Consider the following 22,245-nt stretch of genomic DNA (forward strand, 5'->3'; position numbering starts at 1 on the left):
TTTCTTTATAATAAAGCCACTTCTAACCATTAAAGGGCAATCAAAATGCTGTTTTCTCCGACACTATCTTCTCCTTTAACGCCAAGTGCGGTCAAAATTGAGCGAGAAAATCTCAAGCAATTTGAGCTTGAGAATTTTTCTCGTTATTCCATTTTTGAGCTGATTGAAAATCGCAGTGATTTTTATGATGCCTTATTGATTCAACTTTGGCAGGAAATGGGATTAAGTGAACAACTGGGGATTTCTTTAATTACGGTGGGCGGTTATGGACGGCGTGAGATGTTTCCTTTGTCGGATTTAGATTTTTTAATTTTGGTCGAGCAAACACCAATCCCAGAAATTGAAGAAAAGATTACCCAATTTATCCAATTTTTATGGGATTGTGGCTTTGAGGTGGGACATAGCGTCCGAACCTTACAACAATGCGAATTGGAAGGAAAACAAGATATTACGATTGCCACTAATTTATTAGAAGCCAGATTTCTCATTGGAAATCGACCGCACTTTGATGCGCTAAATGAATTGGTAAAACGTGCTGATTTTTGGTCGAAAGAAGATTTTTTTAATGCCAAAGTGCAAGAGCAAATAGAACGTTATCAGCGTTATCACAATACGGCTTATAACCTTGAGCCAGATATTAAGTTCAGCCCAGGCGGTTTGCGTGATTTGCATTTGTTGTATTGGGTGGCGTTGCGCCATTCGGGGGCGCTGACTCTTGAGGCCATTTTACAAAGTGGTTTTATTTATCCTCAAGAATATCAGCAACTACAAGAAAGTCGTGCTTTTTTATTTAAAGTGCGGTTCGCTTTGCATTTGATTTTGAAACGTTACGATAATCGTCTGTTGTTTGATCGCCAAATTAAAGTCAGTGAATTGTTAGGTTTTCGAGGGGATGGCAATCAAGCTGTGGAAAAAATGATGAAATGTTTTTTCCAAGCATTGCACCGCATTTCGCTGATTAGTAATTTGTTGATTCAGCATTATCGAGAAAATGTGCTTTCATCAAATCAGGCTACTGTGATTGAGCAGTTAGACGATGATTTCCAACTGATTAACCAATGCTTATGTTTGCGTAATAGCCGTGTTTTTCAAGAAAAACCAGCGCGAATTTTAGATCTATTCTTTTATTTAACGCAGTACGAACAGGCTAATATTCATTCTGATACCTTGCGTCAATTACAAATTTCCTTAGAGCAATTACCACAAAAATTATGTGAAATTCCTGCGGCTCGTGAAAAGTTTTTACGTTTATTTAATCAACCCAATGCAATTAAGCGTGCGTTTATGCCGATGCACCAATATGGTGTATTAACTGCGTATCTTCCCCAATGGCAAGCCATTGAGGGCTTAATGCAATTTGATTTGTTCCATATTTATACGGTGGATGAGCATACATTACGCGTGATGTTGAAATTGGAAAGTTTTCTGTCACAGGAAAGTGCGAAAGAACATCCCATTGCCCATCGAATTTTTAGCCAACTTTCTGACCGCACTTTGCTTTATATTGCGGCGTTATTCCACGATATTGCAAAAGGGCGGGGCGGTGATCACGCAGAACTTGGTGCTGTGGATGTTGCAGATTTTGCGCAATTACATGGTTTAGATCGTCGAGAAATTGACACCCTTGCTTGGCTCGTAAAATCCCATTTGCTGATGTCAATTACTGCGCAACGTCGTGATATTCATGATCCTGAAGTCATCATGAATTTTGCGGAAGCCGTGCAAAATCAAGTTCGATTAGATTATCTCACTTGTTTAACGGTGGCGGATATTTGTGCAACCAATGGTAATTTATGGAATAGCTGGAAACGTTCGCTTTTTGCCTCTTTATATGAATTTACTGAACAGCAATTTGCACAAGGTATGAAAGAATTGCTTGATTATTCAGAAAAATCGGCAGAAAATCGAAAACTTGCACAACAAATTTTAACGCAGGATTATTCCAATATTACACTAATCGCGATTGAGCAATTATGGGAGCGTTGCCCTGAAGATTATTTTGTGCGTAATACGCCAAAACAAATCGCATGGCATACAAGTTTGCTGGTGGATTTAGTTGAGGCATTATTAGTGAAAATTAGTAATCGCTTTTCACTTGGTGGCACGGAAGTGTTTATTTATTGCCAAGATCAACCGCACTTATTTAATAAAGTCGTGAGTACCATTGGAGCAAAAAAATTCAGTATCCACGATGCTCAGATTATTACAACACAAGACGGTTATGTTTTTGATAGCTTTATCATCACAGAACTTAACGGAGAATTAGTAGAATTTGATCGTCGCCGAGAACTAGAGCAAGCACTCACATTAGCCCTTCAAAGTGAAAAATTATCCGCACTTTCTATTACGCCGAATCGTCAGCTTCAACATTTTACTGTGCAAACCGACGTGCGTTTTTTACACGAAAACAAAAAAGAGCATACTGAAATGGAACTGGTTGCCTTGGATAAACCAGGGTTATTAGCCCAAGTTAGCCAGATTTTCACTGAGTTAAATCTCAATTTATTGAATGCAAAAATTACCACGGTGGGCGAAAAAACCGAGGATTTTTTTATTTTGACGAACCAATTTGGGCAAGCACTTGCAAGAGAGGAAAGGGAAATATTAAAACAAATTCTTGTGAAAGAAATTAACTAACTAATAGTATAGTTTTACGATGATATATTCGTTGTAGAAGATTAGGTCTGATTTTCTACAAAAAAGGACGCTTTCAGCGTCCTAATTTCAAAATGATTTCGCTACATTTTTAAAGTATCACGAGCCTTTTTATTATCCTTATCACAAGCCTTACGGAGCCATTCTTTAGCTTTTGAAAGGTCACGTTTAACACCTTCTCCATTGTGATACATCGTCCCCAAATTAAATTGAGCCTTTGCATGTCCCTGTGCAGCTAAAGGTTGCAAAAGTTTGAGGGCAGTTTGATAGTCTCCTTTATTAGCAGCTTCCAAGCCTTGTTGAAATTTCTGTTCTGGCGTATCTGCCTAAGCCGTAGATTGAACAGAAAAAATTGAAGTAGCTAACAATGCGCTAGTGAGAAATGTTTTTGTCAGTTTCATATAATAATCTCTAGATTGATTTATAGAAGACGCCAAAATTTTTGTTTGGCAATATATTTTTAGTATCTACTGAATTGTCAAACTAAAAACGAGTCGTCATTATACTTTGAATTTATAACCTAACTGAAACACTTTCTTGATTTTTTAACGTTTAAATAAGGCAATATGTGTAGCTATTCATAAGGTTGATATCTTTCTTGTTGTACTAAACAAATTATATTTGATGTCCTTATAAACTACTTGGGGGGAGCTGTTAAATTTAAATATAAAAACAGTGGCGTTAAAGTGAAAAATAGGGCTTCTTGAAAAATATATTTCTAGGTAAATTTGCCTTATGTTATCCTTTGCAAAAAATTTTTAGGATCACATTATGTTGAGTATTTTTGTTACTTTTCTTGGCTCGTTTTTAACATTGATTGTGATGCGACCCGTTGCCAATTGGATTGGATTAGTCGATAAGCCAAACTATCGTAAACGTCACCAAGGCACAATTCCGCTAATCGGTGGCGTATCGCTTTTTGTTGGTAATCTTTGCTATTACCTGATGGAATGGGATCAGCTTCGATTACCGTATCTCTATTTGTTCAGTATTTTTGTTTTATTGGCGATTGGGATTTTAGATGATCGCTTTGATATTAGCCCTTTTTTAAGAGCAGGCATTCAAGCGATATTGGCGATTTTAATGATCGATCTAGGCAATATTTATCTCGATCATCTTGGTCAAATTTTAGGGCCTTTCCAATTAACGCTAGGTTCTATTGGGCTGATTATCACTGTATTTGCCACTATTGCGATTATTAATGCCTTTAATATGATTGATGGTATAGATGGATTGCTTGGTGGGCTTTCTTGCGTTTCTTTTGCGGCAATTGGTATTTTAATGTATCGAGATGGGCAAATGGATATGGCACATTGGAGCTTTGCTTTAATCCTGTCGATTTTACCTTATTTGATGCTAAATCTAGGGATTCCATTTGGACCGAAATATAAGGTGTTTATGGGCGATGCGGGGAGTACATTAATTGGTTTTACCATTATTTGGATTTTGTTATTGAGTACGCAAGGAAAAGGGCATCCTATGAATCCAGTAACCGCACTTTGGATCATTGCGATTCCTTTGATTGATATGGTTGCGATTATTTATCGCCGTGTACGTAAAGGCAAAAGTCCATTCCGCCCAGATCGTTTACACGTTCATCATTTAATGGTGAGAGCAGGTTTAACATCAAGACAAGCCTTTTTATTGATTACGCTTGTTTCGGCAGTTTGTGCAACTATCGGTATTTTAGGGGAAATTTATTATGTGAATGAATGGGCGATGTTTGTCGGCTTTTTCATTTTATTTTTCCTTTATGTCTATTCAATTACGCGTGCGTGGCGAATTACCCGTTGGGTCAGAAGAATGAAACGCCGTGCAAAACGGTTGAAAAAAGCATAAAAATAAAGGCTTGTGTTATTAAATCACAAGCCTTTATTTTTTGAGAAAATTCACCGCACTTTAGAGTTTGGGCGATATGTTTTGTAGATAGAAAAAGTCCCCAGCCTTTTGGCTAGGGATTGAAATCTGGAGCGGGAAACGAGGCTCGAACTCGCGACCCCAACCTTGGCAAGGTTGTGCTCTACCAACTGAGCTATTCCCGCAGTTCACATCAGTGAATGGGGTGGTATTATACAAATATTTTTAGGGCTTGCAAGGGCAATTTCATAAAAAGCAATTTTTTGTTGAAGTTTTCATCAATCTAATTTTATGAAATGTTCGCGATAATAAGCCAGCTCTTTAATGGATTCTCGAATGTCATCAAGCGCCAAATGGGTATTTTCTTTTTTAAAGCCTTCTAAAATTTCAGGTTTCCAATGCGCTGCAAGTTCTTTTAATGTGCTTACATCTAAATAGCGATAATGAAAATAATCGGCTAAATCAGGCATATATTTCACTAAGAAGCGTTTATCTTGGGCAATGCTGTTACCGCAAATTGGCGATGCACCTTTCGGCACCCATTTTTTTAAAAAGTCTAAGGTTTGTAATTCTGCTGCACGTTCGGTAAGTTTACTGGCTTTTACGCGTTCAATTAAGCCGTTTTCACTGTGAGTTTTTTGGCACCAATCATTCATTTTATTGAGTAATTCATCAGACTGATGAACAGCCAATACTGGGCCCTCTGCCAAAATATTCAAATTTTTATCTGTCACAATAGTCGCAATTTCAATAATACGTTCTTTTTCTGGATCTAAACCGGTCATTTCTAAATCAATCCAAATAAGATTTTGTTTATCGAATGGCATAATATCAGGTATCCTATGCAAAAATTTTTTTCATTTTACCAAAAACAAGGGAAAAAACGACCGCACTTTTATGGCTAAACGTAAATTAACTCAAAACCAAACCAGAAGAATTCAATCGAATAATGCGAAAACATTACATCGCCATAAGAAAAAAGACATTGAATGGTCAGATGAAATGTTGGGCGAACCGCAAGAAGGCGTTGTGGTCACACGTTATTCTATTCACGCAGATGTTGAAAATGAACAAGGCAAAATTTATCGTTGTAATTTGCGTCGTACTTTGTCGAGTTTGGTGGTGGGAGATAAAGTTGTTTGGCGTAAAGGTAATGAACAATTACAAGGTGTGAGCGGCGTGATTGAGGCGATTCACCCTCGAGAAAATGAAATTTCCCGCCCTGATTATTATGATGGTTTGAAACCCATCGTGGCGAATATTGATCGTATTATTATTGTATCAGCAGTATTGCCAACGCTTTCCTTAAATATTATCGATCGTTATCTTGTTGTGTGTGAAATTGCGGGAATTACGCCTCTCATTGTTTTGAATAAAGTGGATTTATTGACGCAGGAACAGCGTCAAGAAATTGAAGAACAACTTAAAATTTACCAAGATATTGGCTATGAAATTTTAATGATTTCAGCAAAGAGCGGTGAAAATATGGAAAAATTGACCGCACTTTTGGCACAAGGCACGGCGATTTTTGTTGGGCAATCTGGTGTTGGTAAATCGAGTTTAATTAATCATATTTTGCCTAGCGTAAACGCTCAAGTAGGGGATGTGAGCGAAACATCAGGGTTAGGGCAGCATACTACGACATCGTCACGTCTTTACCATTTGCCACAAGGCGGTAATTTAATTGATTCGCCCGGAATTAGAGAATTTGGGCTTTGGCATTTAGATGCGGAGCAAATCACAAAAGGCTATCGAGAATTTCAATATGTATTAGGCACCTGTAAATTCCGTGATTGCAAACATTTGAGCGATCCAGGGTGTGCGTTACGTGAAGCCGTTGAGCAAGGGAAAATTTCGCCTGTTCGTTATGATAATTATCATCGATTAATTGAAAGTTTAAGTGAAACAAAATCACAACGTCATTTTTCAGTAGTTTAACGATTGAGATTGTGAATAATAAATAAGCTATTTAGCTTATTTTTATGATTTAATTAGGGCTTTTTGGTGTTTATTCTTGATTATTTTGTTTTGAAAAAGGATACTAGGGCAACTTTCTGGTTTTATATTTTTAATCATTGATTAGTCGAGGTAGCATTATGTATTCAAAAGATGTGGAAATTATTGCGCCAAACGGTTTACACACGCGCCCTGCTGCACAATTTGTGAAAGAAGCGAAAGCATTTTCTTCTGAAATTACAGTAACCTCTGGGGGAAAAAGTGCAAGTGCAAAGAGCTTGTTTAAGTTGCAAACATTAGCTTTAACGCAGGGAACAATACTTACCATTTCTGCTGATGGAGAAGACGAGCAACAGGCAGTTGAACATTTAGTTGCGTTAATTCCTACTTTAGAATAATTCTTACTTAGCCATAAAATTGTGAAATTTTATGGCTATTGTTTATTTATTACTTTGTTAATTGTTTCGGAAGGTATCTATGATTTCTGGCATTCTCGCATCCCCAGGTATTGCCTTTGGTAAGGCACTTGTTCTTAAAGAAGAAAAGATTGTTCTTGATACGCAAAAAATTACAGATGATCAAATTGATGAAGAAGTTGCTCGATTTTATGAAGGGCGTGCTGCGGCGGTAGAACAACTTAATTCAATTAGAGAACGTGCATTAATTTCTTTAGGCGAAGAAAAAGCCGCAATCTTTGAAGGTCACTTGATGATTCTTGAGGATGAAGAATTAGAAGAAGAAATTCTTGATTATCTTCGTTCAAATAAAGTGAATGCAGGGGTTGCAGCGAGTAAAATTTTAGATCAACAAGTGACAATGTTATCTGAAATTGATGATGAATATTTGAAAGAACGTGCAGGCGATATTCGGGATATTGCTAACCGTTTAGTTAAAAATATTTTGGGCATGCACATTGTTGATCTTGGCGATATTCAGGAAGAATCTATTCTTGTTGCTTATGATCTGACTCCCTCAGAAACCGCCCAACTTAATCTCGAAAAAGTATTAGGGGTTGTCACTGATATTGGTGGCAGAACTTCCCATACTTCGATTATGGCACGTTCTTTAGAATTGCCAGCGATTGTCGGCACAAATAAAGTGACTAAATTAGTCAATACGGGCGATTACTTAATTTTAGATGCGATAAATAATCAAGTTTATATTAATCCAACGGCATCTCAAATTGATGAATTAAAAGCACTTGAAGCGAAAATTTCTGAGGAAAAAGCAGAGTTAGCTAAATTAAAAGATCTTCCAGCTATTACATTGGATGGACATAAGGTTGATATCGTCGCGAATATCGGGACGATTCGTGATTGTGACGGCGCAGAACGTAATGGAGCGGAAGGGATTGGGCTATACCGAACTGAATTTTTATTTATGGATCGTGAACAGCTTCCCACAGAAGAAGAACAATTTATTGCCTATAAACAAGTGGTAGAAGCAATGAACGGACGCTTAACTGTGCTTCGTACGATGGATATTGGCGGCGATAAAGAGCTTTCATATTTAGATTTACCAAAAGAAATGAATCCATTCTTGGGATGGCGTGCAATTCGCATTGCGTTAGATCGTCGTGAAATTTTAAATGCACAATTACGTGCGGTATTGCGTGCTTCAGCTTTTGGTAAATTGGCAGTGATGTTCCCGATGATTATTTCGGTAGAAGAAATTCGAGAATTAAAAGCGGTTATTGAAACATTAAAGGCGGAATTACGTGAAGAAGGGAGAGTTTTTGATAATAACATACAAGTGGGTGTCATGGTTGAAACTCCCTCTGCGGCGGTAAATGCAAAATTTTTAGCAAAAGAAGTAGATTTCTTTAGTATCGGAACTAATGATTTAACTCAATATACTTTGGCTGTAGATCGCGGTAATGAGTTTATTTCCCATCTTTATAATCCAATGCACCCTTCTGTGCTTGGTTTAATTAAACAAGTGATTGATGCCTCTCACACAGAAGGAAAATGGACGGGAATGTGTGGGGAATTAGCAGGGGATGAACGCGCGACTTTATTGTTACTTGGTATGGGATTAGATGAATTTAGCATGAGTGCGATTTCTGTACCTCGCATTAAAAAATTAATCCGTAATGTAAATTTCCAAGATGCAAAAGCGCTTGCTGATGCCGCATTACAAAAACCGACCGCTGCAGAAATTGATCAATTAATTGAAGAATTTTTGCTGGAAAATTCATTAAATTAAACAAAAGTATTTGATTTTACGTTAAAATAGCAGCCATCTTGAATGGATAGGAGATTAAAATGGGCTTATTTGACAAGTTATTTGGTTCAAAAGAAAACAAATCTGTGGAAGTTGAAATTTATGCACCGATCTCTGGCGAGATCGTTAATATTGAAGATGTTCCTGATGTGGTTTTCTCTGAAAAAATCGTTGGCGATGGTGTTGCTGTTCGTCCTATTGGTAACAAAATCGTTGCGCCAGTGGATGGTGTGATTGGTAAAATTTTTGAAACCAATCACGCTTTTTCAATGGAATCAAAAGAAGGCGTAGAATTATTTGTACACTTTGGTATTGATACTGTTGAGTTGAAAGGCGAAGGCTTTACTCGTATTGCACAAGAAGGTCAATCTATTAAGCGTGGTGATACCGTGATTGAATTTGATCTTCCTTTATTAGAATCAAAAGCAAAATCTGTCTTAACACCAATCGTAATTTCAAATATGGATGAAATTTCTTGTATCGTAAAAAAATCAGGCGAAGTAGTGGCTGGAGAATCAGTAGTATTAGCCTTAAAGAAATAATTTGTTTACGATAAAAAAAAGTCCGCCTTTGTGCGGATTTTTTATTTATTTTAGTTACCTAGGGTAAGCATACCCTAGGCTAATTTAAATGCGACCCCATTGGGGTAGTTTTACGCTCAGAAACGACCGCACTTTCATTGAAACAAGGTGAGGCTGCTTTTATTACTGCAAATGCTTCTTATGAAGTGGATGGCTTAATTGAAGGCTATGCAGTGGTCGCAAAATTGCCTTGATAAAGTCTTTTAGAAAAAGTATAGTCCTCTTAATTTTTTATTAAGATTTATTTGTTTTAATACACACATCCAAGCAATGGTGCTTGAAATTAACTAACTTAAAAAGGAAACGTCATGAAAAAATTTGCATTAGCAACAATCTTCGCATTAGCAACCACTTCAGCATTTGCTGGTTTTAATGGCAATAATAGTCAAGGTGGTTTTCAACAAACAGCCCCTGCTGCAATTAGCGTAAAACAAGCTTTATCTGCGGCTGATAATTCAATGATTACTTTGGTGGGTAATATTACACAACAAATTGATGACGATGAATTTTGGTTTACTGATGGGACAGGGCAAATCAAGATTGAAATCAAAAAACGCGTTTGGAATGGTTTAAACGTAGATTCAAAGGATAAAGTGAAAATTTATGGAAAATTGGATAACGAAGCCTTTGAGAAAGCAGAACTTGATGTATTGCGCGTTGAAAAAGCAGAATAATTATCTTTGAAGATAGCGGGCGTTAGCTCGCTATTTTTGTTTATAAAGTGCGGTCAATTTTTTATGAGAATTTTATTGATAGAAGACGATAATCTAATCGGCAATGGGTTGCAGATTGGTTTAACTAAACTTGGTTTTGCGGTGGATTGGTTTACCGATGGAAAAACAGGAATGGCTGCTTTAACCTCTGCGCCTTATGATGCGGTGGTATTGGATTTAACCTTGCCTAAACTTGATGGATTAGATGTATTGCAACAATGGCGATCTAATCATCAAGATGTTCCCGTATTAATTTTGACTGCTCGTGATACTTTAGATGAACGAGTTAAAGGTTTACAAAGTGGTGCAGATGATTATCTTTGCAAGCCTTTTGCTTTGGCTGAAGTCGCCGCACGTTTACAAGCCCTTATTCGTCGTCGTTATGGACATCATCATTCTGTGATAGAACAGTCTGGGGTTAAGCTCGATCAGAATCAACGTTCCGTTTGGCTGAATAATCAACCCATTTCTTTAACAAGCCGTGAATATAAATTATTAGAATTATTTATGTTGAATAAAGATCGGGTGTTGTCTCGCACATCGATTGAAGAAAAATTATCCAGTTGGGATGAAGAAATTAGCAGTGGCGCATTGGATGTGCATATTTATAATTTACGCCAAAAATTGGGGAAACAATTTATTCGAACAGTACACGGTGTTGGTTATGCGCTGGGACAAGTTGAAAAATGAAAAATAGAAGTCTCACTTTGCGTCTTATTTCCGTGCTTTCTTTAACCGCACTTTTAGTTTGGTTTGGTTCTACGCTTATGGCTTGGTGGCAAGTACGTCACGATGTGAATAAAGTTTTTGATGCACAACAAGTTCTCTTTGCCGAACGGCTCGCTAATTCTGATTTAAGTGCTATTTTGTTGGAATCTAGCACAAAGCTAGATAAAAATTCACAGTCGGCATTAAAAAAAAGTTATGACGATGATGCCTTAGCCTTTGCTATTTTTTCTAAAACAGGGAAACTTTTATTTAGTGATGGGCGAAATGGAAAGGATTTTATTTTTAATTATAAAACGGGGTTTTATAACGAGAATATTTATGATGATGACGATAAATGGCGAATTTTTTGGCGTACGGCAGCTAATGGAGAATTATTTATCGCAGTAGGGCAAGAATTAGATTACCGTGAAGATTTAATTGAAGAAATGATTTTTGGGCAAATGTGGATTTGGTTTGCCAGTTTGCCTATTTTGATCATTGTTTTAGGATGGTTGATTCATAAAGAACTTCGACCGATTAAACGTTTAAGCCAAGAAGTGCAAAGGAGAAAATCTGGCGATGTGTCATTGCTGAATACGGAGGGGCTACCCGTTGAGATTTTACCCTTAGTAAAAAATTTAAATCAATTTTTTGACCGCACTTCAGCTATGTTGCAACGAGAACGCCGTTTTACTTCTGATGCAGCTCACGAATTGCGTAGTCCATTGGCGGCATTGCGTATTCAAACTGAAGTTGCACAACTCGCAAATGATGATGCGTCTTTGCGTGAGCAAGCCCTTATCCATTTAACGCAAGGCATTGATCGGGCTTCGCAATTGATTGAACAATTATTAACGCTCTCTCGTTTGGATAATTTGCAAGCCTTAGAAACACTACAGCCGCTTGATTGGGAAGCCATTGTTCAATCATTAATTTCTGAGCGTTATTTTGTGGCAGAAAAACGTAAAATTACCTTGGTTTTTGAGAAAGAATCTGAACCAAAGCAAAAACAAGGGCAATCAATTTTAGTTTCATTGATGCTTAGAAATTTACTCGACAATGCCATTAAATATTGTCCAGAAGAAACAACCGTTTCAGTAAAAATTGCATCTTCTCAGATTATTATTGAAGATAATGGTGGCGGCGTTGAGCCTGAAGATTTGAAAAAACTTGGTCAGCGTTTTTATCGCCCAGCTGGGCAAAATGAAAAGGGAAGTGGCTTGGGGCTTTCTATTGTTATGCGAATTGCTGAATTGCACGGATTTAAAGTGTGGTTAGAAAACGTTGTAAAAGAGGGGAGAAGAATTGGTTTAAAAGCAATAATATCTTTGTAGAAATGGCTTTAAAATAAATGATATTTGTGCGGTAAATTATTTTGTAAATTTTACCGCACTTTTCACTTTAGCTTTCACTAATTTGAAATAATGACTGTATTTTGTTAATATACACAAGTTTTTGGAAACAATCCTTCAATTCCTACTGAACGTTTCCTTCAAAATCGCACTTCTATGTGCTGTCCTTTGTAGTGGTTCCATTACACATTTTTGCCTCTAGGCAATTTTTATTAAATCTATTCACTTAATCGTTAAGGGGAAAAGTTTGTCTTTATCTCAATTTATGACAAAGAGAACGTCATTTAATCCTTTGGTAATTGGCGTTACATTATTTTTTGTGCTGTTACTGATGGCAATGATTTTTATTGCGCCAGAGCAAACACAGGCATTATTGAATCAAGCTAAAAGTGGTATTTTTGCTAATTTTAGTTGGTTTTATGTACTCACTTTTTCAGTGTTTTTAGGATTTTTATTAATTTTATCAGTCAGTAGTCTTGGCAATATAAAACTAGGGCAGGATGAAGAAGAACCTGAATTTAGTTTCTTATCTTGGCTTGCGATGTTATTTGCCGCTGGAATGGGAGTTGGGCTGATGTTTTTTGGCGTAGCAGAACCATTAACCCATTATCTTTCTGACATTACAGCAGGTTCTGCAGAACATAAACAACAAGAGGCTTTACTTCATACTCTGTTCCACTGGGGCATTCACGCTTGGGCAGTATATGGCACCATTGCTTTAGCATTAGCTTATTTTGGGTTTCGTTATAAATTACCTTTAGCGTTGCGCTCTTGTTTTTATCCTTTATTAAAAGATCGTATTAATGGCAAAATCGGCGATGCGATTGATGTTATGGCATTACTTGCCACATTGTTTGGGATTATTACTACATTAGGTTTCGGTTCATCACAGCTTGGTGCAGGACTTGAACAAATAGGTTGGATAAGCCAGAACAGCTTTGCTTTACAAGTTGGCGTTATTGTTGTGGTGATGTGTTTAGCGGTGTTTTCTGCTATTTCTGGTGTTGGAAAAGGCGTGAAAATATTAAGTGAAATTAACTTAACTTTAGCATTTTGTTTACTTCTCTTTGTTTTAGTTGCAGGACCTACGTTATACCTTTTATCTGCATTTAGCGATAATATGGGGAATTATTTCAGCAATTTAGTGCAACTCAGTTTTAAAACCTATGCTTATGAACAAGAACATACTAGCTGGTTTAGTGGATGGACTGTGCTTTATTGGGCTTGGTGGTGTTCTTGGGCGCCGTTTGTGGGTTTATTTATTGCCCGTATTTCTAAAGGACGAACTATCCGTGAATTTATTTTTGGTGTATTAGTTATTCCAAGTTTATTTGGTATTTTATGGTTTACTGTTTTTGGTAATACAGCAGTATGGCTAAATGATGGCATTGCTGCGGGCGGGCTTGGCGAATTTATTTCTTCCCCAGAAATTTTATTATTTAAATTTTTAAATTATCTGCCTTTGCCAACAGTAACAGGCTTTGTGAGTTTATTAGTGATTTCATTGTTTTTTATCACTTCAGCGGATTCAGGCATTTATGTGTTAAATAACATTGCATCTCGTGATAAAAGTTTAGCTTCGCCTGCGTGGCAAGCCATAATGTGGGGAACTTTAATGTCTGTTGTTGCAATTGTGCTTATGCAGTCTGGTGGACTTGCTAATTTGCAAACAATGACATTAATTGTTGCCTTGCCTTTTGCTTTATTAATGTTGGTAATGTGTTTTAGTTTATGGAAAGGCTTAATTGCGGATAAAAAATATTTTTCTACTAAAGTCAATCCAACTAGCATTTTCTGGAGCGGCGATAAATGGAAATCACATTTAGAGCAAATGATGAACCAAACGCAAGAGAAAGATATTTTACGTTTTCTTAAAAATACGGCGTTACCCGCTATGCGAGAATTACGTCAAGAATTAACAGGAAAATATAATTTAAGTGTAGAAATCAACAGATTATTTGAACAAGAAGAGCCAGCTTTGGAATTGGTAATTCATAAAGAATCAATGAGAGATTTTATGTATGGTATTAAATCTGTTGGGCGAGAAGTGTCAGAGCAATTAATTAACGATGAAAATTTACCGCACATTCAGCATAGCACTACTTATGAACCTTACGCTTATTTTTTTGATGGACGAGTAGGTTACGATGTTCAATATATGGATCAAGATGAATTGATTGCTGATATGTTGAAACAATATGAACGTTATTTAAGTTTGCTTGATGATGTGGGTCAGGAACTAATGGCACACGAGCAAACCGAACTAGCAGAGTAATCGATTTAAAGGTGCAACGTGTGCCTCGTTTTTTGGTTATTTAACCTGATTAATCAAAAATTGGGTTAATAGCGAAACAGGGCGACCTGTTGCACCTTTATTTGCGCCTTGTAACCAAGCCGTACCTGCAATGTCTAAATGTGCCCAGCGATATTTTTTCGTGAAGTTAGACAAAAATGCACCGGCAGTAATTGCGCCACCCCAGCGACCCCCAATATTGGCAAGGTCGGCGAAAGGCGATTTCAGTTGCTCTTGATATTCTTCGCTTAATGGTAAACGCCACGCTTTGTCAGTAGTTTCTGTTGAGGCTTGGAGTAGTGCATTGGCAAGAGCGTTATCTGTAGAAACTAATCCGCTATTGTGTTGCCCAAGGGCAACCACACAAGCCCCCGTTAAGGTTGCAACATCAATAACAAGCTCAGGTTCAAAACGTTCAACATAAGTAAGGGCATCACAAAGGACTAAGCGACCTTCTGCATCGGTGTTGAGTACTTCTACGGTTAAACCATTCATAGTGTTAAGAATATCGCCTGGGCGATAAGCATTGCCATCAGGCAGATTTTCGCAACCAGCTAAAACACCAATAACGTTTAATGGCAAATTCAACTCTGCAATGGCTTTCATTGTGCCGAAAACAGAAGCTGCACCGCACATATCATATTTCATTTCATCCATATCTGCGGCAGGTTTAAGTGAAATACCGCCTGCATCAAAGGTTAATCCTTTGCCGACAAGTACAATGGGTTTTGCGTTTTTATCTGGTGCATTATTGAGGGTCAAAATAGACATATAAGCACGGTTTTCAGAGCCTTTTGAGACGGCAAGATAAGCATTCATTCCAAGTTTTGCCATTTCTTCTTCATCCACAACTTTTAATGAAAGTGCGGTAGAATTTTCGGCTAAATTTTTTGCTTGCTCAGCAAGATAAGCGGGGTTGCAGATATTGGGTGGCATATTTGCGATGTCGCGTGCTGCTTTTATGCCTGAGCTAATGGCATTGGCGTGAGCAATGGCTTGTTGTGCTTGATCACAATCCGTATTAAAGATGAAAGATTCTAAAACAGAGGCTTCCGTTTTTTGAGATTTGAAATGATCAAATTGATAATTGGTGTGTTCAATCGTTTCAATGGCAAAGCGGATATTCCAATAAAGATCGCGATCTTTTAATTCAATTTCAGTTAAATAAGAAACAACTTCACGCGTGTTGGTTTCTTTTAGCGTTTTTAATACAGCTTGGATGATTTGTTTATATTGACGCTCCGTGAGTTCTCCTTTTTTGCCACAGCCAACGATTAATACGCGTTTAGCAGATAAACCTTGAAGATCACGAAGTAAAACGATTTGGGCTAATTTTCCAGTTAGCTCACCTGATTTCACTAAATCGTTTAAATAGTCTTGGGTTAATTGATCGATTTCATTAAAACTTTTTGAAAATTCATTATTTTCATAGACGCCTAAAACAATGCAATCAGTGGTTTGAGAAAGTGCGGTATTTTTTGCTTGATATTTCATTTGTTGTCCTTAAATTTCTGTTTAATTCAGCGAAAATAAGTTATCATACGCGACCGATTTTATCCAGTTTTCCTCCGTTTTAGATTTAGAAAAACAAACGAAATAAGATGATTTTAATTCGATATTTAATAAAAGAAGTTTTCAAAAGCCAAATCGCAATTTTACTAATTTTGCTATTAATTTTTTTTAGTCAGCAGTTTGTACGTGTATTAGGTGCGGCGGCAAATGGGAATGTGCCAGCTGATTTGGTTTTCTCTTTATTAGGCTTAGGAATGCCGACAATGGCTCAGTTGATGTTGCCACTATGTTTATTTATTGCAATTTTACTGACTTTTGGTCGTCTTTACGCTGAAAGTGAAATCACAGTGATGCGCGCATGTGGTGTAGGGCAACGGATTTTGGTTAAAGTGGCATTGATTATGTCTTTATTAACAGCAGGTATTGCCGCTTATAACGCATTATGGCTTTCGCCTTGGGCAATTCAAAAACAAGTGAATATAGTGGAAGATGCAAAGGCTAATCCAACCGTTGGCGTGCTGTCTTCAGGTCAGTTTATTTCTACCAACAACAATAACGTTGTGTTATTTATTGATAAGATTAAAGATAACCAAATCCGCAATGTTTATTTATTTCAAATGACACCTCAAAAACAAACAAAACCTTCAGTGGTAACGGCTGAAAAAGGGGAATTAATTGCGTTACCAAATGGTGATCAAGTATTAAATTTGAAAAATACAAAAAGGGTTGAAGGAACCTCTGTTTTGCCAGATTTTCGCATTACACATTTTGATGAATATCGCGCCTATTTAGGTTATCAAGCAGCAGAAAATACCAATGATGAAGCAGCAGAATTAACATTATCTCAACTTATCGATTTAGATTCTTCTTCTGCGAAAGCTGAATTGCATTGGCGTATTACCTTAATTTTGGCAGTGCCATTAATGGCATTGATTGCTGTACCATTAAGTCGCGTAAATCCTCGACAAGGTAGATTTGCCAAAATTTTACCCGCACTTTTACTCTATTTAATTTATTTCTTGTTACAAAGCTCTTTTAAATCTGCAGGTGCAGCGGGAAAATTAGAGGCTGAACTCTTAATGCCGCTTGTTAATATCGGATTTTTCTTACTTGCGGTGGTGTTGAATAGCTGGGACAGTAAAATAATGTATAAATTTCGCTATTTATTTAGTCAGAAAGGATCGGCAAAATGATAAATACCCTTGATCGTTATATTGGAAAAAGTATTCTTGGCGCGATTTTTGCTACTTTAATGACTTTAGTGGGGTTATCGGCGATTATTAAATTTGTCGAACAATTTCGTAGTGTAGGTAAAGGCACTTATGATATTTGGCAAGCGGTAATTTTTACTGGTTTAACTATGCCTAAAGATATTGAAACTTTCTTTCCTATGGCAGCATTGCTTGGTGCATTAATTGCACTAGGTAATCTTGCTAGCAGAAGCGAACTTGTTGTTATGCAATCAGCAGGATTTTCTCGCTTTAAAATTGGAATGGCCGTGATGAAAACTGCATTACCATTAGTAGTATTTACAATGATTATTGGGGAGTGGGGAATTCCACAAACAGAACAATTTGCACGAGATATGCGCGCTAAGGCTCTTTCTGGTGGTTCTATACTTTCAATAAAAAATGGCGTGTGGGCGAAAGATGGTAATAATTTTGTATTTGTTAGGCGGGTAACGGATGATGCAAAATTAGACGATATTTATATTTATACCTTTGATCAACAGCATAATTTAACAGAATTAAAACATTCAAACCAAGCGAGTTATTCTGAAGATGAAGCTAAATGGACATTGCATCAAGTTAATCATTCAACGATTACAAAAGATGAAATCATTACAACGAATCATTTATTAGAAACTTGGGAAACTAGTTTAACGCCAGATAAATTAGGTGCGGTTTCTTTGCGCCCGACATCATTATCTATCTCTGGTTTATATCATTACATTTCATTTCTGCGTGAAACAGGGCAAGATGTGAGTCGTTTTGAACTCACGTTTTGGCGTAAAATTTTCCAGCCTATATCCGTTGGCATAATGATGTTATTAGCCTTATCTTTTATCTTTGGATCGCTACGCAGCGTGACAGCAGGCGCAAGGATAGTTACTGGGATTTGTGTAGGATTCTTATTTTATGTTGTTAATGAAATTTTAGGACAAATGAGCGTAGTTTACGGTATTTCTGCTATTTTTGGCGCATTGATCCCGAGTTTGCTTTTCATTGTGATGATTTGGTGGTTGTTAAGTCATAAGCGAGATTAGCTTTAAGGGGATAAATTAGTTGAATTGATTCATTGTTATTTAATAAATAGGGGAATGTTTAATTATGAATTTATTTAATGCAAATCCTGAAAATAATAAGTTTGCATAATAAATAAAGATCAAGCATTCTATATTGGTATAGACGTTTAGCCGTCTAAATGATTAAGAAAATTACTTTAAAGTGGGAGTTATTATGACAACAGCACACATCTTAGGCTTTCCTCGTGTAGGGGCAAAACGTGAATTAAAATTTGCACAAGAACGTTATTGGCGTAAAGAATTATCTGAACAAGATTTATTAGATTTAGCGAAAGCATTGCGTGAAAAAAACTGGAAACATCAAGCTGCGGCGAATGCAGATTTCGTTGCAGTGGGCGATTTCACGTTCTACGATCATATTTTAGATTTACAAGTGGCAACAGGGGCAATTCCTGCTCGTTTTGGTTTTGATAGCCAAAATTTAACCCTTGATCAATATTTCCAACTTGCACGTGGTAACAAAGATCAATTTGCAATTGAAATGACCAAATGGTTTGATACAAACTATCACTATCTCGTGCCTGAATTTCATAAAAATACACAATTCAAAGCTAATCCAGCACATTATGTAAATCAAATCCGTGAAGCAAAAGCGTTAGGCTTAAACTTCAAACCAGTGATTGTTGGTCCATTAACATTCTTATGGTTAGGTAAAGAAAAAGGCGAAACATTTAACCGTTTCGATTTATTAAATCAATTAGTGCCTGTTTATGTTGAAATCTTAAACGCATTAGTGGCTGAAGGGGCAGAGTGGATTCAAATTGATGAACCTGCATTAGCATTAGATTTACCAGCAGAATGGGTTGAAGCCTATAAATCTGTTTACGCTGAATTAAGCAAAGTGAACGCGAAATTATTATTAGCTACTTATTTTGGTTCCGTCGCAGAACACGCTGAGTTATTAAAAGCTTTACCTGTTGCGGGCTTGCATTTAGATTTAGTTCGTGCACCAGAACAACTTGCAGCATTTGAAGATTACAGCAAAGTATTATCAGCTGGCGTGATTGAAGGCCGTAATATCTGGCGTGTAAACTTAAACAAAGTGTTAGATGTATTAGAGCCATTAAAAGCAAAATTAGGCGAGCGTTTATGGATTGCACCAAGCTGTTCACTATTGCACACCCCATTTGATTTAGAAGTGGAAGTACAATTAAAAGAAAAAAATACCGCACTTTATAGCTGGTTATCTTTCACGCTACAAAAAGTAGAAGAATTAAATGTATTAAAACAAGCCTTAAATCATGGTAGAGCGTCTGTACAAGCGGCATTAGATGCAAGCCAAGCGGCAACAGATGCACGCGCAACATCAAAAGAAATTCATCGCCCTGAAGTGGCAGAACGATTAGCAAACTTGCCAAAAGGTGCGGATCAACGTAAATCGCCATTTGCAGAACGTATTGTTAAGCAAAATGCATGGTTAAATTTACCGCTTCTACCAACCACAAACATTGGTTCATTCCCGCAAACGACTGAAATTCGTCACGCCCGTGCGAGCTTTAAAAAAGGTGAATTATCCCTTGCAGATTACGAAGCGGCAATGAAAAAAGAGATCGAATATGTAGTGCGTCGCCAAGAAGAATTAGATTTAGATGTGTTAGTTCACGGCGAAGCAGAACGTAACGACATGGTGGAATACTTTGGGGAATTATTAGATGGTTTTGCCTTCACTAAATTTGGTTGGGTACAAAGCTACGGTTCACGTTGTGTAAAACCACCAGTAATTTACGGTGATGTTACCCGCCCTGAGCCAATGACAGTACGCTGGTCACAATATGCACAAAGCCTCACAAACCGTGTAATGAAAGGAATGCTTACTGGTCCTGTAACTATTTTACAATGGTCATTTGTGCGTAACGATATTCCACGTTCAACCGTATGTAAACAAATCGGCGTAGCGTTATCTGATGAAGTGTTAGATTTAGAAGCAGCAGGCATTAAAGTCATTCAAATCGATGAGCCAGCAATTCGTGAAGGTTTACCACTTAAACGTGCAGATTGGGATGCGTATTTGCAATGGGCTGGCCAAGCGTTCCGCTTAAGCTCAATGGGCGTGCAAGATGATACGCAAATTCACACTCATATGTGTTATTCCGAATTTAACGACATCTTACCAGCGATTGCTGCATTAGATGCGGATGTGATTACCATCGAAACTTCACGTTCAGATATGGAATTATTAGATGCCTTCGTGAAATTTAACTACCCGAATGACATCGGTCCAGGTGTGTATGATATTCACAGCCCACGTGTACCAACAGCAACGGAAGTGGAACATTTATTACGCAAAGCATTAAATGTCATTCCAAAAGAACGCTTATGGGTAAACCCAGACTGCGGTTTAAAAACACGTGGTTGGACAGAAACCATCGATCAATTAAAAGTGATGGTGGATGTAACCAAAAAATTACGTGCGGAATTAGCGTAAGTCATAATACAGAAAGTATAATTTTCAAACACAATATAATTAAAGCCGAATCTCTATGGGATTCGGTTTTTCTTATAGATAAATAAACGTTGAATATAATAAAAAAGCCTTGATTTTAGTAAAATCAAGGCTTTTTAATGTCTTATAGTGATGTATGATTTTAGTTTTTGGTGGAGCTGGGGGAAACTGATCTAGATATATATCAACTTGTTTTTAATAAAGATATTTTACAAGTCAATAAGCTTTACTACTACGCTTACTACCATAAAAACAAGACGCTAATTCAGATGATATTTTGTCTTTTAGGGACGGCGATTGTATCATCAAAACTTGCATTTACTTGAGTAATTTTGCGTTAAAGAATTTGATAATAAAGATCTGAATGGCGGTAGATCTGAAAAGGGTTAGGAAAAGATCTAAAATTGCGTTGAAATCGACATCTTTAGTGTGCGAGCGTGGCGAGGTTTGACTGCGATTTTTTATGCGTACAATTGGGCGAAAAATCGGGCTGAAATAAGGATTTAAGATTTGTCATATTGATTGATTTGATATAATACACTGAGGCAGTGCTAATACTATACAGGACAAAAATAGCTCTTTTAGCAATAAAAAACCCGCATTTCTGCGGGCTGTTTATTTTTGAAAGGATCTAATTTAGCAATTTGTAATCGGAGAATGTGATCACTTCTTCCCCCACCCAACTATTAATCTCTTTCAATCGTTCTTGCAATGGGATTATCTCATTGATAAAGAATACTCGCGTTGCTTTTTCTACATCACCAAAACCGCCTGTATTATTAGGCACAATGCCCATTAATTGCGGTGGCACACGGTGCGCAGCTAACACATCATCACGGCTTGCGTTCTTAATGTTTAGGAAATCATCTTTAGCAATAGCATCAGACAGAGGAATAACTTGCATTCCATCTTTCTTTCCATTTGGAATATACACAAATAAATTTTTAAAGTTGCCAGTGCCTTTTGTTTGTCTGATTTGCGTTTTGATTGCTTCAATATCGTCTTGGTTCTGTGTTGGGTCAGTCATATAAATGATTGACCCAGCATGCGCACCGTTCAAATAATATTTACGGCGGAACAATGTGGCACTTTCATTTAAAAAAGCAGATTGTAACGCTGCCAAATATTCTGGCACGCCATAAATCTTTTGATTCACATCGGGATTAATCAAGTTAAAGACAGCACCTTTTTTAAATTCATATTCATCAAATCCATTCACAATCTGATAAAACACGCCTGTTTCAACACCGACACGCATATATTTAGCAAGAGGGGATTTTAACGAGACAACCTTACCAAACGAATTTACAGTTTTCTCAATATAAGCATTGCCAAAGACCAAGTAATCTTGCACCAGTTTTTCTAATTGGGTACGAGGTAAAAGTGCGGTGGTTTTACACGTCGAAAGTAAAATGTTTTTCTTCACAGTGATCGCACTGTTATGATGGGCTGAGGCATTTAAGGCTTTAGCCAAGTAACTTAAATTAATTGGCGGATTGTAATATTTTTCATACATCACCACGCTTTCGAAATAATTCAGTATTTCTGCACGGTCAATCACTGGAATAGGCTCTCCAAAGCTGAACGCCTGTGCTTGATTTCCAGTAGAAAGTGCGGTGGATTTTTTTGTGTTTTTGCTCATTGGAT

At 37.1% G+C, this 22,245-nt stretch carries 18 protein-coding genes and 1 tRNA gene; 14 read left to right on the forward strand and 5 right to left on the reverse strand.

The window, feature by feature from the left end; all coding sequences use genetic code 11:
• The first annotated feature begins 45 nt into the window (after positions 1-45).
• Entirely contained in the window at positions 46-2,637 is a 2,592-nt protein-coding gene (gene glnD, locus ACPT8O_RS05265) for a bifunctional uridylyltransferase/uridylyl-removing protein GlnD (RefSeq protein WP_021035406.1), read from the forward strand.
• Positions 2,638-2,738: 101 nt separating this feature from the next.
• On the opposite strand, the gene ACPT8O_RS05270 is transcribed toward glnD, so the two are convergent.
• Entirely contained in the window at positions 2,739-2,948 is a 210-nt protein-coding gene (locus ACPT8O_RS05270) for a tetratricopeptide repeat protein (RefSeq protein ID WP_021035405.1), read from the reverse strand.
• 478 nt (positions 2,949-3,426) lie between these two features.
• On the opposite strand from ACPT8O_RS05270, the gene wecA reads away from it, so the two are divergent.
• Positions 3,427-4,494, forward strand: coding sequence for a UDP-N-acetylglucosamine--undecaprenyl-phosphate N-acetylglucosaminephosphotransferase (gene wecA, locus ACPT8O_RS05275; protein WP_021035404.1), 1,068 nt, complete (start codon positions 3,427-3,429; stop codon positions 4,492-4,494).
• 127 nt (positions 4,495-4,621) lie between these two features.
• On the opposite strand, the gene ACPT8O_RS05280 is transcribed toward wecA, so the two are convergent.
• Together ACPT8O_RS05280 and orn are read right to left on the reverse strand one after the other, a co-directional pair.
• Positions 4,622-4,697, reverse strand: a tRNA-Gly gene (locus ACPT8O_RS05280).
• 93 nt (positions 4,698-4,790) lie between these two features.
• Positions 4,791-5,339: an oligoribonuclease gene (gene orn, locus ACPT8O_RS05285; RefSeq protein ID WP_021035403.1), complete on the reverse strand. Its 549-nt coding sequence runs from the start codon at positions 5,337-5,339 to the stop codon at positions 4,791-4,793.
• Between the two features lie 70 nt (positions 5,340-5,409).
• Here orn and rsgA point away from each other — a divergent pair, with 70 nt between their 5' ends.
• From rsgA to ACPT8O_RS05330, 9 genes are all read left to right on the forward strand, one after another.
• The gene (gene rsgA, locus ACPT8O_RS05290; RefSeq protein ID WP_021035402.1) at positions 5,410-6,450 is read left to right on the forward strand and encodes a small ribosomal subunit biogenesis GTPase RsgA; all 1,041 of its coding nucleotides are present in this window, start codon (positions 5,410-5,412) and stop codon (positions 6,448-6,450) included.
• Between the two features lie 158 nt (positions 6,451-6,608).
• The gene (gene ptsH, locus ACPT8O_RS05295) at positions 6,609-6,866 is read left to right on the forward strand and encodes a phosphocarrier protein Hpr (RefSeq protein WP_005654341.1); all 258 of its coding nucleotides are present in this window, start codon (positions 6,609-6,611) and stop codon (positions 6,864-6,866) included.
• Positions 6,867-6,945: 79 nt separating this feature from the next.
• Positions 6,946-8,673: a phosphoenolpyruvate-protein phosphotransferase PtsI gene (ptsI, locus tag ACPT8O_RS05300; protein ID WP_011272760.1), complete on the forward strand. Its 1,728-nt coding sequence runs from the start codon at positions 6,946-6,948 to the stop codon at positions 8,671-8,673.
• 59 nt (positions 8,674-8,732) lie between these two features.
• Positions 8,733-9,233, forward strand: coding sequence for a PTS glucose transporter subunit IIA (gene crr, locus ACPT8O_RS05305; RefSeq protein ID WP_005688036.1), 501 nt, complete (start codon positions 8,733-8,735; stop codon positions 9,231-9,233).
• Positions 9,234-9,370: 137 nt separating this feature from the next.
• Entirely contained in the window at positions 9,371-9,466 is a 96-nt protein-coding gene (locus ACPT8O_RS05310; protein WP_005688034.1) for a hypothetical protein, read from the forward strand.
• A 114-nt stretch (positions 9,467-9,580) separates the two neighbouring features.
• Positions 9,581-9,946 (forward strand): YgiW/YdeI family stress tolerance OB fold protein, encoded by a 366-nt coding sequence (locus tag ACPT8O_RS05315; RefSeq protein ID WP_005688032.1) that lies wholly within the window; start codon positions 9,581-9,583, stop codon positions 9,944-9,946.
• Positions 9,947-10,009: 63 nt separating this feature from the next.
• A complete protein-coding gene (locus ACPT8O_RS05320; RefSeq protein ID WP_014550655.1) occupies positions 10,010-10,675 on the forward strand; it encodes a response regulator in 666 nt (221 codons plus the stop codon).
• Positions 10,672-12,027 carry a quorum sensing histidine kinase QseC gene (gene qseC, locus ACPT8O_RS05325; protein WP_021035401.1) on the forward strand — a complete coding sequence of 452 codons (1,356 nt, stop codon included), beginning with the start codon at positions 10,672-10,674 and terminating at the stop codon, positions 12,025-12,027. The genes ACPT8O_RS05320 and qseC overlap by 4 nt, the downstream gene beginning before the upstream one ends.
• Before the next feature lie 265 nt (positions 12,028-12,292).
• Entirely contained in the window at positions 12,293-14,320 is a 2,028-nt protein-coding gene (locus tag ACPT8O_RS05330; RefSeq protein ID WP_041175356.1) for a BCCT family transporter, read from the forward strand.
• Between the two features lie 36 nt (positions 14,321-14,356).
• Here ACPT8O_RS05330 and ACPT8O_RS05335 read toward each other — a convergent pair whose 3' ends face one another.
• A complete protein-coding gene (locus ACPT8O_RS05335; RefSeq protein WP_021035399.1) occupies positions 14,357-15,832 on the reverse strand; it encodes a leucyl aminopeptidase in 1,476 nt (491 codons plus the stop codon).
• A 107-nt stretch (positions 15,833-15,939) separates the two neighbouring features.
• On the opposite strand from ACPT8O_RS05335, the gene lptF reads away from it, so the two are divergent.
• From lptF to metE, 3 genes are all read left to right on the forward strand, one after another.
• The gene (gene lptF / locus ACPT8O_RS05340) at positions 15,940-17,043 is read left to right on the forward strand and encodes an LPS export ABC transporter permease LptF (RefSeq protein WP_005664886.1); all 1,104 of its coding nucleotides are present in this window, start codon (positions 15,940-15,942) and stop codon (positions 17,041-17,043) included.
• Positions 17,040-18,116, forward strand: a complete 1,077-nt coding sequence (gene lptG, locus ACPT8O_RS05345; protein ID WP_021035398.1) for an LPS export ABC transporter permease LptG — start codon at positions 17,040-17,042, stop codon at positions 18,114-18,116. Before lptF ends, lptG begins: the two co-directional genes overlap by 4 nt.
• A gap of 193 nt (positions 18,117-18,309) precedes the next feature.
• The gene (metE, locus tag ACPT8O_RS05350) at positions 18,310-20,580 is read left to right on the forward strand and encodes a 5-methyltetrahydropteroyltriglutamate--homocysteine S-methyltransferase (RefSeq protein ID WP_021035397.1); all 2,271 of its coding nucleotides are present in this window, start codon (positions 18,310-18,312) and stop codon (positions 20,578-20,580) included.
• 649 nt (positions 20,581-21,229) lie between these two features.
• On the opposite strand, the gene ACPT8O_RS05355 is transcribed toward metE, so the two are convergent.
• Positions 21,230-22,240, reverse strand: coding sequence for a phage portal protein (locus tag ACPT8O_RS05355; RefSeq protein ID WP_021035396.1), 1,011 nt, complete (start codon positions 22,238-22,240; stop codon positions 21,230-21,232).
• Positions 22,241-22,245: the final 5 nt, after the last annotated feature.

Source organism: Haemophilus sp. HN_Hi08 (assembly GCF_049824455.1).
Taxonomy (GTDB): Bacteria; Pseudomonadota; Gammaproteobacteria; order Enterobacterales; family Pasteurellaceae; genus Haemophilus; species Haemophilus influenzae_D.